Source organism: Streptomyces inhibens, assembly GCF_003389455.1.
GTDB classification, from domain to species: domain Bacteria; phylum Actinomycetota; class Actinomycetes; order Streptomycetales; family Streptomycetaceae; genus Streptomyces; species Streptomyces inhibens.
The window spans coordinates 1-11,906 of sequence record NZ_QUAC01000036.1 but is presented as its reverse complement, the minus strand read 5'-3'; the positions used below and the strand labels follow the sequence as shown (position 1 = coordinate 11,906).

Genomic DNA, 11,906 nt, shown 5'->3' with positions numbered 1-11,906 from the left:
CGCCCGCCTCGCAGGCGCCGCCCGGGTCCGCCGCGCCGCCCGCCTCGGACGACCCGCCCGCCGGCGGCGAGGTGGTCTGCGCCGGCTCGACGGTGACCCTCTCCGGTGAGGGCGGCGCCCCGGCGGCCTCCAGCAACCAGTTCCCCACCGGGACCAAACTGAAGGTGACCAACCTGGACAACAACAAGTCGACAACCGTGTCCGTGACGTCCACGTCGGGCAGCTGTGCACTGCTCAACAACGCCGCATTCGAGCAGGTACGTGAGGAGGGGAAGTTCCTGATCCGCCGCGCCCGCATCGAGCGCGTGGGCTGATCCCGGTCCGGTGGCCGGTGACGGAGTCGCCTCCTCCGTCACCGGCCACCTCGTCACGGTCCGGGGCCCGTACGGGCGACATCACGGCGTGGCCGCTTGTCGATCGGGGCCCGGCGGGATGGCCTGGGGCCGCCGGGTGCCGCGCGTCTCCGTCAAGGCTCCCGCACTCGATCCCACCGAGCGTTCCCAGGAGACAGTGATGCCCGTGACCCGTCGACGCCGCTCCGCCCGTGCCACCGTGTCCGTGACCGTGCTCGCCACCGTGTCGGCGGCGCTCGCCGTCGCCCTGTCCGCCGGCCCGGCCGGTGCCGACGAAACGACTCCCCCCGATCAGGGCCTGCAGCTCACCGTCTCCGGGTCCGGCAACACCTGGATGCGCGGGGTGCGGCTCAACTGCCCCGACACCCAGGGCCGGCATCCGCATGCGACCGCCGCGTGCGACGCGCTGACCTGGGCGCGCGGTGATATGGACGCGCTACCTGGCGAGCCGCGCAACTGCACCAAGCAGTACGACCCGGTCACCGTCACCGCCACCGGCTCCTGGCGCGGCGGCCCGGTGAACTGGCGCAAGGAGTACGCCAACGCCTGCATGATGGACTCCGCCACCGGGCCCGTCTTCCGCTTCTGACGCCCGACCGCGCCGCCTGTCGCCCCAGGACTCACACCGGCCGCGCCGCCACCACTCCGATCGTCACCAGCGCCAGCACCACCCACGCGAACCAGAGCCAGCCATTGGCGCCCAGCGCCACCGTGTAGGCGCTNCACCGGCCGCGCCGCCACCACTCCGATCGTCACCAGCGCCAGCACCACCCACGCGAACCAGAGCCAGCCATTGGCGCCCAGCGCCACCGTGTAGGCGCTGGCGACCACCAGTCCGCCCACCGTGCACACGGCCATCGTCTTAGCAGATCCGGGCATACCCGCAACCTCCTCATGGCAGCCCGGGGCACAACGCCACGGGCCGCGGCCATGGGACCATCGTCCCCGGCCGCGGCCCGTGGCGCCAGAGTGGCGACGTGCGGTCACTGCCCCCGTGCGTTGAGCGAGGCGAGATAGGCGTTGTAGTCGGCCAGATCCTTGTCGCCGTTACGGTCGGCGGCCCGGTCAGCGCGCTGCGACTGGCGCTTCTCGGACTTGTACCACTGGAAGACCAGGGCGATCAGCACCACCACGGACGGGATCTCGCTGAACGCCCAGGCGATGCCGCCGGCGGCCGACTGGTCGGAGAGCGCCTCGATACCGAGCGAGGCCGGCGGGTGCAGGAAGGTGTCGACCATCGGCTCCGTGGCCATCATCAGCGCGATACCGAAGAACGCATGGAACGGCATGCCCGCGAACAGCTCCAGCATCCGCATCACATAGCCCGGCCGGTGCGGGCCCGGGTCGACGCCCATGATCGGCCAGAAGAAGACCAGACCGACCGCGAGGAAGTGCACCATCATCCCGATGTGCCCGGCCCGGGACTCCATCAGGAAGTCGAACAGCGGCGAGAAGTAGAGCGCGTACAGGCTCGCGATGAACAGCGGGATGGTGAACGCCGGGTGCGTGATGATCCGCATATAGCGGCTGTGCAGCAGCGCCACCAGCAGTTCGCGCGGGCCCTTGCGGCCGCGCGCGGCGGTCGGCAGCGCGCGCAGCGCCAGCGTCACCGGCGCCCCGAGCAGCATCAGGATCGGCGAGAGCATGCTGACGACCATGTGCTGGACCATGTGCACGCTGAACATCGCCATGCCGTAGTCGTTGAGCCGGGTGCACATCACCAGCGCCACCGTCAGTACGCCCACGGCCCAGGCCACGATCCGGCCCGCCGGCCAGTGGTCCCCGCGCCGCCGTAGCCGGATCACCGCCCAGCCGTACAGGCCGAGCCCCAGCAGGCAGCCGACGAGAAAGAACGGATCACCACCGAACTCCAGGCCACGCCCCAGCGTGAACGGCGGCAGATCCATGTTCATGCCGTCCATGCCGTGCCCGCTGTGATCCATCCGCTCGCTCCTGATTCGTACCAATGCTCCGGCGACAAGACTAGACGGGTGAGTCCGAAGTCCCGCCTGCGGGGACACCCGTCTAGAACTGCCCCCGGCCATGGGATCGGCCGGGGGCAGTTCGTGCGGCGCGGAACTATCGCGCCGAGGCCACCGAGGTCACAGCACGCACTCGGCCTCGTCGTAGCGCTCTGCGGGCACCGTCTTGAGCGTCTCCACGGCCTGTGCCAGCGGCACCAGCGTGATGTCGGTGCCGCGCAGCGCGGTCATCATCCCGAACTCCCCACGGTGCGCGGCCTCCACGGCGTGCCAGCCGAAGCGGGTGGCGAGCACCCGGTCGTACGCGGTCGGGGTACCGCCGCGCTGGACATGGCCGAGGATGACCGGACGGGCCTCCTTGCCGAGGCGGTTCTCCAGCTCCACGGAGAGCTGCCGGGCGACACCGGCGAACCGCTCGTGCCCGTACATGTCCTTGCCGCCGACGTCGAAGGACATCGTGCCCTCGCGCGGCTTGGCGCCCTCGGCGACCACCACGATCGCGAACTTCTTGCCGGCCTCGAACCGCTCGGCGACCCGCGCGGTGAGCTCGTCGATGTCGAAGGGCCGTTCCGGCACCACGATCGCGTGCGCACCGGCCGCCATGCCCGAGTGCAGCGCGATCCAGCCGGTGTGCCGCCCCATCACCTCGACGATCATCACCCGCTGGTGGGACTCGGCGGTGGTCTTGAGCCGGTCCAGGGCCTCGGTGGCGACGCCCACCGCGGTGTCGAAACCGAACGTCACATCCGTGACCGCGATGTCGTTGTCGATGGTCTTCGGTACGCCGACGATCGGCAGCCCGGCGTCCGACAGCAGCCGCGCCGCCTTCAGCGTGCCCTCGCCGCCGATCGGGATGATCGCGTCCAGACCCAGCTCGGCGACATGGCCGCGGGCCCGCTCGACGCCGTCCCGCAGATGGGCGGGCTGTACCCGCGACGACCCGAGGATGGTGCCGCCGCGCGCCAGGATGCCGCCGACGGCGTCGAGGTCGAGCTTGCGGTAATCGCACTCCAGCAAGCCCTTCCAGCCATCGCGGAAGCCGATCACCTCATCGCCGTGATCAGCGGTGGCACGGTGGACGACGGACCGGATGACGGCGTTCAGGCCGGGGCAGTCGCCGCCGGAGGTGAGTACACCAATACGCATTGCTCGAAAACCTCTGCAACTCAACCGGGGGCCCGGACCCCGTCGTCCGGTTGGATCCCGCTCACCCTACAAGCGCGGGGCCGCCGGGCACACGTACGCCCGCAGTGCGGGACTGCGGGCGTACGAAAACGGTTGAATGCGGGCGGCGATCGAGTAATCGCCCAAGTCGCCCTAACTCGGTATCAACCGGAATTAGGCGGGCTGAGTTGCCGCGGCGATCCGCTCCTGGCGCAGCGCCTCGTACCAGCGGTCTTCCACCGGAGGCAGCGCATTGACATCCAGCGCCAGCTTGATCAGCAGGTCGGCGATGTGCGGATTGCGGGCCATCACCGGGCCGTGCATGTACGTACCGAAGACGGTGTCGTTGTACGCGCCCTCGAAGCCGTCACCGACGCCGTTGCCCTTGCCGAACCGCACCTTGGCGAACGGCCGGGCGGTCTTGCCCAGATGCGTCACGCCCTGGTGGTTCTCGAAACCGGTCAGCGGCGGCAGCCCCAACTGCGGGTCGATATCGGCCAGTACGTCGCCGACGCAGCGCTCGCCCTCGCCGCGGGTGGACACCACGTCCAGCAGCCCCAGGCCCTGCTGCCGCTCACCGAGGTCATTGATGAACTCGTGGCCCAGGATCTGGTAGCCGGCGCACACCGAGAAGACGATCGCGCCATTGGAGACGGCGCGGCTCAGCCCGCCGTCGCGGATCAGCCGCTCGGAGGCCAGCCGCTGCGGCCGGTCCTCGCCGCCACCGATCAGATAGATGTCACCGGAGGTGGGGATCTGCTGGTCGGACCGTACGTCCACGCGCTGGACGTCCAGCCCGCGCTGGCGCGCCCGCCGCTCCACCACCAGGGCGTTTCCCTGGTCGCCGTACGTGCTCAGCAGATCCGGATAGATCCACACCAGGCGCAGGCTGTTGTCGCTCATTCTCGCTCGTCCTTGTCCGTGCATCACGTCAGTTGCCCACCCGCCGGCGCAGGTCCTGGAAGGCCGTGTAGTTGGCGATGACCTCGATCCGGCCGGGCGGCGCCATCCCCACCGCCTCGTCGAGGCTGTCGCACACCTGGAAGTCGAGCCCCGCGACCTCAAGGCGCACCGCAAGGTCCAGCTTGCGGTCGCCCAGCACGAAGATCGGATGCCCGGCCAGCCGGGTGTAGTCGACGTCCCACAGCCAGGAGGTGTCCGTGCCGTCCGCGCCGCGCGCGTTCACCGACATGATCACCGGGGTCGGCGGCGGGTCGATCAGCGAGAACGTCTCCAGCCAGCCGGCCGGGTTCTTCGCCAGCAGCAGCCGCAGCTCCCGCTCCATGAAACTGACCACGTCGTAGCGGCCGGCCACGGCCTGCACCGAGAACATCCGCTCCAGGGCCACCTGCGGCGGCACACCGAAGGCGGCGGCGACCGCGGCCGAGGTGGTGGCGTTCGCCTTGTTGGCGCGCCCCGGCAGCTGCAGCTTGATCGGCCAGGCGCTGCCGTGCGGGTCGAGAACATGGTCGCCGGAGAGTGCCCAGCTGGGCATGGGGCGGCGGAAGCCGCACTCGCCGCAGAACCAGTCGTCGCCCGGCCGCTGCATCACACCACCGCACGAGGGGCAGGACCAGGCGTCGTCCTTCCACTCCTGCCCGGCGGCGACCCACACCACATTCGCGGACGACGAGGCCGCCCAGACGATCAGCGGGTCGTCCGCGTTGGCGACGATCAGCGCCTTGGAGCCGGCCAGCCCCTCGCGCCAGTGCTCGGCCAGCATCCGGGTCTCGGCGGCGCGGTCGAGCTGGTCGCGCGAGAGGTTCAGCAGCGCTATGGCCTTCGGCGTCACATCACGTGCCACACCCGCGAGGTACTTCTCGTCGACCTCGATGACGCCGTAACGGGCATCCGATCCACCGGCCAGCGCGGACGTGATGCCCGCCGGCATGTTGGCGCCGAGCGCGTTGGAGACCACCGGACCGCTGGCCCGCAGCGCCTCCGCGATCAGCCTCGTCGTGGTCGTCTTGCCGTTGGTCGCCGACACCAGAATGACGTCCAGGTGTCGGGCCAGCCGCGCCAGCAGGTCGGGGTCGAGCTTGAGCGCCACCCGGCCACCGATCACCGATCCGCTGCCGCGGCCCGCCGCGCGCGACACCGCCGCCGCGGCCTTGCCCGCCGTCACGGCCAGCTTGGCCCGCGGCGACAGCGGCTCCGTGTTGCCTGCCATCGTCCTTGATCCTCCTTGCATCCGGCGCCCGCCTGCCGTGAGGCTGCCGGTGGAACGCCTCCTCCGCAGCCGACGACCGGCCGGAGGCTTCGGTCGGGGATCAGCCTATCGAGATCCGGGCGCGGGCCCGAACCCCGCCACCCGTGCGACGACATCCGGTGCGAGCCGGACCGTACGCTTACCCCCATGCCATCCCGCACCATCCCCGGCAGTTCCGGCCGCCCCCGTCCACTGCGCCTGCTCGGCGATCCGGCCCTGACCGGGCCCTGCCAGGAGGTCACCACCTTCGACGGTGACCTGGCCCGTCTGATCGAGGACATGTACGCCACGATGTATGCGGCGCACGGGGTCGGCCTCGCCGCCAACCAGATCGGCGTCCCGCTGCGGGTGTTCGTATACGACTGCCCCGACGACGAGGACCGCCGTCACTTGGGGCATCTCGTCAACCCCCGGCTCGTCGAGGCCGACGGACCGGTGATCCGCGGGCCCGAGGGCTGTCTCTCGCTCCCCGGCATCGAGGCCGGCACCCCGCGCCACGACCACGCGGTAGTGACCGGGTTCACGGTCACCGGCGAGCCGAGGACGGTGACCGGCACCGGTTTCTTCGCCCGCTGTCTCCAGCACGAGTGCGACCATCTCGAAGGTGGTCTCTACGTCGACCGCCTCACCGGACTGCGCCGCCGCCGGGCGCTGCGCGCGGCGGCCAAGGCCCCGTGGGCCGCGGAGGCGGGGGAGTCCGGCCGCTGAGCGACCGGCCCGCCCGTTCTGCGTCCCGGTCTCAGAAACCGGGGCCGTCCACGCGGTCCTTGACCGCGGCCAGCTGCCCCCACAGCAGATCGGTCAGCTGCTCGACCAACTGCTCGCGGGAGCAGGGGCGTTCGCGTAGCCACCAGTCGCCGGCGCCGTGCATCATGCCGACGATGCCGTGTCCCCATACCCGTGCCGTCAGCTCGCCGCCCGGCCCCAGGTCGAGCCGGTCGGTGATCACCTTGGCCAGCTCCTCGCCGAGCCGCCGCAGCAGCGGAGCGGAGTGCCGCCCCACGTCGAAGCTGGACTCCGACGGATGGTCCTCGTCCGACGGGTGCATCAGGAAGCGGTACACCTGCGGCCGGGTCTCGATCGCGAGCAGATAGGCGTCGAGAGTGGCCTCGACCCGGTCCCGGCGCAGGACGGGTGCGTCCAGCGCAGTCGCCAGGTTGGCCAGCAAGGCATCCGTGTGCCGTACGGCCAGTGCCCGATACAGCCCGCCCTTGTCACCGAAGTGCCGGTAGAGGATCGGTTTGGTGATGCCGGCCTCGGCGGCGATGGCGTTCATCGAGGCGTCCGGGCCGTCGCGCAGCACAATGCGCTCGGCGGCCTCCAGCAGCTCCCGCCGTCTGCGCTCGGTCGCCGTCTGCTGGCGGCCGCTGTGCTCTGTGCTCTCCATGGTCGTGCTCCCCACCCTTGTGAATCCGTGGCGCTCGCGCAACGTAACACCCGTCCTCCACCACGAATTCGTTCCCTGGGGAGTTGACATCCCTTACTGACGAGTAACACACTGCGGGTTACCGCTAGTAACATCTGAAATGCCTGCAGCACTGGAGGGGACATGGCCGAGTTCACCATGGAGCTCAACGACGAGCAGAAGGAAGTCCGTGACTGGATTCACGGCTTCGCCGCGGACGTTGTGCGCCCCGCCGCCGCCGAATGGGACGAGCGCGAGGAGACGCCCTGGCCCGTCATCCAGGAAGCCGCCAAGATCGGCCTGTATTCGCTGGACTTCTACGCCCAGCAGTTCTTCGACCCCACCGGCCTCGGCATTCCGATGGCCATGGAGGAGTTGTTCTGGGGCGACGCGGGCATCGCCCTGTCGATCGTGGGCACCGGACTCGCTGCCGTCGGCGTGCTGGCCAACGGCACCGAGGAGCAGATCGGCACCTGGGTCCCGCAGATGTACGGCGACGCCAATGACGTCAAGGTCGCCGCCTTCTGCTCGTCGGAACCGGACGCCGGCTCGGACGTCGCCGCGATGCGCACCCGTGCCGTCTACGACGAGGCCAAGGACGAGTGGGTGCTCAACGGCACCAAGACCTGGGCCACCAACGGCGGCATCGCCAATGTCCATGTCGTCGTCGCGGTCGTCGACCCGGACGTCGGCTCCAAGGGCCACGCCTCCTTCATCGTCCCCCCGAACACCCCCGGCCTCTCCCAGGGCCAGAAGTTCAAGAAGCACGGCATCCGCGCCTCGCACACCGCCGAGGTCGTCCTGGAGAACGTCCGGGTCCCCGGCCACTGCCTGCTCGGCGGCAAGGAGAAGCTCGACGAGCGCCTCGCCCGCGCCCGCGAGAAGGCCAAGGCGGGCGGCGAGCGTGTGAAGAACGCCGCGATGGCCACCTTCGAGGCCTCCCGCCCCGCGGTCGGCGCGATGGCGGTCGGTACCGCCCGCGCGGCCTACGAAGAGGCCCTGGAGTACGCCAAGACCCGCTCCCAGTTCGGCCGCCCGATCATCGACAACCAGGGCGTCGCCTTCCAGCTCGCCGATATGCGCACCCAGATCGACGCCGCCCGCCTCCTGGTCTGGCGCGCCTCCTGGATGGCCACCACGGGCAAGCCCTTCACCTCCGCCGAGGGCTCCATGTCCAAGCTCTTCGCCAGCGAGGTCGCCAAGAAGGTCACCGCCCAGGCCGTCCAGATCTTCGGCGGCAACGGCTTCACCCGCGAATACCCGGTCGAGCGGATGCACCGCGATGCCGCCATTTACACGATCTTCGAAGGTACGAGTGAGATCCAGCGGCTGGTGATCGCTCGGACGCTGTCGGGGATGCCGATCCGCTAGCCGGCCGTAACTCTGTCCACACCGTCGCCGGTGCCCCTGATGCGGGGGTGCCGGCGACCGGCTGTGTGCGCCCGGTGGGTCTCGGGGCTACTCCCGCCGGAGTGCCGCCCGAGCCTTCCGCCGTACGGCGCTATGGGTGGGCCTTGGCGGGGGCCGGTCTCCTGGCGGAAGCCGGTGACGTTCGGTCTGTCCTTCGGGCTGACGCTGATCACGATCACCTGGCTGACCTCGTGTCTCCGCATCGGCGGACGGCTGCGGTCGGTGACGCTCGGGATCTTCGCCGCGGACTGTGCCGCGGAGGTCGCCGGGATCACCGTGCAGGCATGGCGGCGTGTGCCCTCGCACTTCAACCGCGAGACGGCGCTGGACAGTTCGGTCTCGACGCTGCTCGCGGTCGGTGGTGCCGTACTGATCGCGACGCTGGTCGTCTTTGCCGTACGGGCCTTCCGCGGCAACCCCGCGCTCGCGCCGAGCATGCAACTGGCCCTGCGCCGGGTTCGTGACCCTGCTCATTGGGCTGGCTTCGGGGGCCGCGATGATCGCTCGCGGCGTCGCCCAGGTCAACTCCGGCCACCAGCAGCCGGCTTACGTCGTCGGTGGCTTTCTCAAGCCCGTCCACGGGGTGAGCCTGCACGGCATCCTCGTACTGCCGCTGCTGGCGTGGCTGCTCGCCCGCGCGGATCCGAGCGAGCGGCGCCGTACGCGGACCGTGGCGCTCGGTGCCGCCGGGTACGCGCTCGCCATCGCGGGCGCGCTGGCGCTGTCACTGCTGGGGTGAGCCCGGTACGAGCCGCGCATCGGGCAGTCGCCCGGTGCGCGGCTCTTCGCGTTCCGCGCATTTCATGTATTCCGTACGCCCTCCGTGCCCGCATGTCCGCAGGCCACAGCGCCCACGACCGCGCCCGCGTGCCATGCCCGCGCGCCCGCGCCCCTCTCGGACATTTCGGCATCGCCCGCCCGTCATCCCCTTGACGGGCGGATCGCCGCGCTCTAACTTCCTTCCATAAAGCAAAACATTAATTCCATGATGCGGAATTAAGAACTTCCGGCCCCTTCGCCGGACGTGCCCGTGACAGGTCGACGCAGGAGTACTCGATGCCTCGAATGACAGCCGCCCGCGCCGCGGTGGAGATCCTCAAGCGTGAGGGCGTGACCAACGCCTTCGGAGTGCCGGGCGCCGCGATCAACCCCTTCTACGCGGCACTCAAGAGCGCGGGCGGGATCGACCACACGCTGGCCCGCCATGTCGAGGGCGCTTCGCACATGGCCGAGGGCTACACCCGGACCCACCCGGGCAACATCGGCGTCTGCATCGGCACGTCCGGCCCGGCCGGCACGGACATGATCACCGGCCTCTACTCCGCGATCGGTGACTCCATCCCGATCCTGTGCATCACCGGCCAGGCCCCGACCGCGGTGATCCAGAAGGAAGACTTCCAGGCCGTCGACATCGCCTCGATCGCCAAGCCGGTCACCAAGGCCGCGACCACGGTGATGGAGGCCGCCCAGGTCCCCGGCGTCTTCCAGCAGGCCTTCCACCTGATGCGCTCCGGACGCCCCGGCCCGGTCCTGATCGACCTGCCGATCGATGTCCAGCTGACCGAGATCGACTTCGACCCCGAGACATACGAGCCGCTCCCGGCCTTCAAGCCGGCCGCGACCCGCGCACAGGTCGAGAAGGCCATCGCGCTGCTCAACGAGTCCGAGCGCCCGCTGATCGTCGCCGGTGGCGGCATCATCAACGCTGACGCCTCCGAGCTGCTGGTCGAGTTCGCCGAGCTGACCGGCACCCCGGTCGTCCCCACCCTGATGGGCTGGGGCATCCTCGCCGACGACCACGAGCTGAACGCCGGCATGGTCGGCCTGCAGACCTCGCACCGCTACGGCAACGCCAACTTCCTGGAGTCCGACTTCGTCCTGGGCATCGGCAACCGCTGGGCCAACCGCCACACCGGCAAGCTGGACGTCTACACCCAGGGCCGTAAGTTCGTCCATGTCGACATCGAGCCGACCCAGATCGGCAAGATCTTCGCCCCGGACTACGGCATCGCCTCGGACGCCAAGGCCGCGCTGGAGCTGTTCGTCGAGGTGGCCAAGGAGCTCAAGGCCGCCGGCAAGCTGCCCGACCGCAGCGACTGGGCCGCCTCCACCCAGGAGCGCAAGGCCCAGCTCCAGCGCCGTACGCACTTCGACAACATCCCGATGAAGCCGCAGCGCGTCTACGAGGAGATGAACAAGGCCTTCGGCCCGGAGACCCGCTACGTCACCACCATCGGGCTCTCCCAGATCGCCGGCGCCCAGATGCTGCACGTCTACAAGCCGCGCCACTGGATCAACTGCGGCCAGGCCGGCCCGCTCGGCTGGACCATCCCGGCCGCGCTGGGGGTTGCCACCGCCGACCCGGAGACGCCGGTCGTCGCGCTCTCCGGCGACTACGACTTCCAGTTCATGATCGAGGAGCTGGCCGTCGGCGCCCAGCACAAGATCCCCTACGTCCATGTCCTGGTGAACAACGCGTACCTGGGCCTGATCCGCCAGGCGCAGCGCAACCTCGACATCAACTTCCAGGTCAACCTGGAGTTCGAGAACATCAACTCGCCGGAGCTGGGCGTCTACGGCGTGGACCACGTCAAGGTCGCCGAGGGCCTGGGCTGCAAGGCCATCCGGGTCACCGACCCGAGCGAGCTGGGCGCCGCCTTCGAGCAGGCCAAGAAGCTGGCCGCCGAGCACCGTGTCCCGGTCGTCGTCGAGGCGATCCTTGAGCGGATCACCAACATCTCGATGAGCGGCAGCGACATCGCCAGCGTCAACGAGTGGGAAGACATCGCGACCGAGCCCGGCCATGCGCCCACTGCGATCAAGCCGCTGAAGGCCTGACCCGGATCCGATCCGGACGGTGGGCCGGGCGCAGCTTGACCGGCGCGCCCGGCCTCGCCACCATCCCGTAGAACAGAAACCAAAATCCGCTATCCGGAAGGAGCGCCGGCCCTTATGGGTTTCACGGACACGCGCTTCAACGTCAATCTGTCGATCCTGTTCACCGAGCTTCCGTTGCTGGAGCGGCCGGCGGCCGCGCGGGCGGCGGGTTTCACGGCGGTGGAGCTGTGGTGGCCGTGGGTGGATGCCCCGGTTCCGGAGCAGGCGGAGCTTCACGCGCTGCGGAGCGCGCTGAACGATGCCGGGGTGCGGCTGGTGGGGCTGAACTTCTACGCCGGTCAGCTGCCGGGTCCCGACCGCGGCGCCCTGTCGGTTCCGGGGGAGGAGTCGGAGCGGTTCCGGGCGAATGTGCCGGTGGCGATCGAGTTCGCGAAGTCGCTGGGGTGCACGAGCTTCAACGCGCTCTACGGCAACCGCATCGAGGGAGTCTCGGCGGCTGAGCAGGACGCGCTGGCGCTGGAGAACCTGGTCTTCGCGGCGCGTGC

The 11,906-nt window shown here is 69.8% G+C and carries 12 protein-coding genes and 1 pseudogene; 7 read left to right on the top strand and 6 right to left on the bottom strand.

Annotation, left to right across the window (positions count from 1 at the left end; translation table 11 throughout):
• Together DY245_RS05800 and DY245_RS05795 are read left to right on the top strand one after the other, a co-directional pair.
• Positions 1 to 314: pseudogene (locus DY245_RS05800) on the top strand (hypothetical protein); the annotation flags it as partial.
• A gap of 199 nt (positions 315 to 513) precedes the next feature.
• Complete coding sequence (locus DY245_RS05795; RefSeq protein ID WP_128504230.1) at positions 514 to 942, top strand: SSI family serine proteinase inhibitor; 429 nt, start codon at positions 514 to 516, stop codon at positions 940 to 942.
• 394 nt (positions 943 to 1,336) lie between these two features.
• Here the strand turns inward: DY245_RS05795 and DY245_RS05790 are convergent, their stop codons facing one another.
• The 4 genes from DY245_RS05790 to DY245_RS05775 all read right to left on the bottom strand — a co-directional run bounded on the left by DY245_RS05790 (position 1,337) and on the right by DY245_RS05775 (position 5,669).
• Positions 1,337 to 2,296, bottom strand: coding sequence for a cytochrome c oxidase assembly protein (locus DY245_RS05790; protein WP_128504228.1), 960 nt, complete (start codon positions 2,294 to 2,296; stop codon positions 1,337 to 1,339).
• A gap of 159 nt (positions 2,297 to 2,455) precedes the next feature.
• The gene (locus tag DY245_RS05785; RefSeq protein ID WP_128504226.1) at positions 2,456 to 3,481 is read right to left on the bottom strand and encodes a 6-phosphofructokinase; all 1,026 of its coding nucleotides are present in this window, start codon (positions 3,479 to 3,481) and stop codon (positions 2,456 to 2,458) included.
• A 192-nt stretch (positions 3,482 to 3,673) separates the two neighbouring features.
• Positions 3,674 to 4,402 carry a type 1 glutamine amidotransferase gene (locus DY245_RS05780; RefSeq protein ID WP_128504224.1) on the bottom strand — a complete coding sequence of 243 codons (729 nt, stop codon included), beginning with the start codon at positions 4,400 to 4,402 and terminating at the stop codon, positions 3,674 to 3,676.
• 28 nt (positions 4,403 to 4,430) lie between these two features.
• Positions 4,431 to 5,669 (bottom strand): MurT ligase domain-containing protein, encoded by a 1,239-nt coding sequence (locus tag DY245_RS05775; protein ID WP_128504222.1) that lies wholly within the window; start codon positions 5,667 to 5,669, stop codon positions 4,431 to 4,433.
• A gap of 186 nt (positions 5,670 to 5,855) precedes the next feature.
• Here DY245_RS05775 and def point away from each other — a divergent pair, with 186 nt between their 5' ends.
• The gene (def, locus tag DY245_RS05770; protein WP_128504219.1) at positions 5,856 to 6,416 is read left to right on the top strand and encodes a peptide deformylase; all 561 of its coding nucleotides are present in this window, start codon (positions 5,856 to 5,858) and stop codon (positions 6,414 to 6,416) included.
• A gap of 31 nt (positions 6,417 to 6,447) precedes the next feature.
• Here def and DY245_RS05765 read toward each other — a convergent pair whose 3' ends face one another.
• Complete coding sequence (locus tag DY245_RS05765) at positions 6,448 to 7,095, bottom strand: TetR/AcrR family transcriptional regulator (protein ID WP_128504217.1); 648 nt, start codon at positions 7,093 to 7,095, stop codon at positions 6,448 to 6,450.
• 162 nt (positions 7,096 to 7,257) lie between these two features.
• Here DY245_RS05765 and DY245_RS05760 point away from each other — a divergent pair, with 162 nt between their 5' ends.
• On the top strand, positions 7,258 to 8,484 hold the full coding sequence (locus DY245_RS05760; protein WP_128504215.1) for an acyl-CoA dehydrogenase family protein: 1,227 nt from the start codon (positions 7,258 to 7,260) through the stop codon (positions 8,482 to 8,484).
• On the opposite strand, the gene DY245_RS48150 is transcribed toward DY245_RS05760, so the two are convergent.
• Entirely contained in the window at positions 8,481 to 8,960 is a 480-nt protein-coding gene (locus DY245_RS48150) for a hypothetical protein (protein WP_425329347.1), read from the bottom strand. The genes DY245_RS05760 and DY245_RS48150 overlap by 4 nt on opposite strands.
• Before the next feature lie 23 nt (positions 8,961 to 8,983).
• Here DY245_RS48150 and DY245_RS48145 point away from each other — a divergent pair, with 23 nt between their 5' ends.
• The 3 genes from DY245_RS48145 to DY245_RS05745 form a co-directional block, all read left to right on the top strand.
• The gene (locus DY245_RS48145) at positions 8,984 to 9,262 is read left to right on the top strand and encodes a hypothetical protein (protein ID WP_425329346.1); all 279 of its coding nucleotides are present in this window, start codon (positions 8,984 to 8,986) and stop codon (positions 9,260 to 9,262) included.
• Positions 9,263 to 9,579: 317 nt separating this feature from the next.
• Positions 9,580 to 11,361 carry a glyoxylate carboligase gene (gene gcl, locus DY245_RS05750; protein ID WP_128504212.1) on the top strand — a complete coding sequence of 594 codons (1,782 nt, stop codon included), beginning with the start codon at positions 9,580 to 9,582 and terminating at the stop codon, positions 11,359 to 11,361.
• A 114-nt stretch (positions 11,362 to 11,475) separates the two neighbouring features.
• The coding region (locus DY245_RS05745) for a TIM barrel protein (RefSeq protein WP_147318325.1) at positions 11,476 to 11,906 on the top strand (431 nt) is incomplete at its 3' end.

Excerpts from the sequence above, each read along its gene's own strand:
- DY245_RS48150 (WP_425329347.1), bottom strand. The coding sequence starts at position 8,960 with ATGCTCGGCGCGAGCGCGGGGTTGCCGCGGAAGGCCCGTACGGCAAAG.
- DY245_RS05780 (WP_128504224.1), bottom strand. The coding sequence starts at position 4,402 with ATGAGCGACAACAGCCTGCGCCTGGTGTGGATCTATCCGGATCTGCTG.
- gcl (WP_128504212.1), top strand. The coding sequence starts at position 9,580 with ATGCCTCGAATGACAGCCGCCCGCGCCGCGGTGGAGATCCTCAAGCGT.
- DY245_RS05760 (WP_128504215.1), top strand. The coding sequence starts at position 7,258 with ATGGCCGAGTTCACCATGGAGCTCAACGACGAGCAGAAGGAAGTCCGT.
- DY245_RS05785 (WP_128504226.1), bottom strand. The coding sequence starts at position 3,481 with ATGCGTATTGGTGTACTCACCTCCGGCGGCGACTGCCCCGGCCTGAAC.
- DY245_RS05775 (WP_128504222.1), bottom strand. The coding sequence starts at position 5,669 with ATGGCAGGCAACACGGAGCCGCTGTCGCCGCGGGCCAAGCTGGCCGTG.
- DY245_RS05790 (WP_128504228.1), bottom strand. The coding sequence starts at position 2,296 with ATGGATCACAGCGGGCACGGCATGGACGGCATGAACATGGATCTGCCG.
- DY245_RS05765 (WP_128504217.1), bottom strand. The coding sequence starts at position 7,095 with ATGGAGAGCACAGAGCACAGCGGCCGCCAGCAGACGGCGACCGAGCGC.
- def (WP_128504219.1), top strand. The coding sequence starts at position 5,856 with ATGCCATCCCGCACCATCCCCGGCAGTTCCGGCCGCCCCCGTCCACTG.
- DY245_RS05795 (WP_128504230.1), top strand. The coding sequence starts at position 514 with ATGCCCGTGACCCGTCGACGCCGCTCCGCCCGTGCCACCGTGTCCGTG.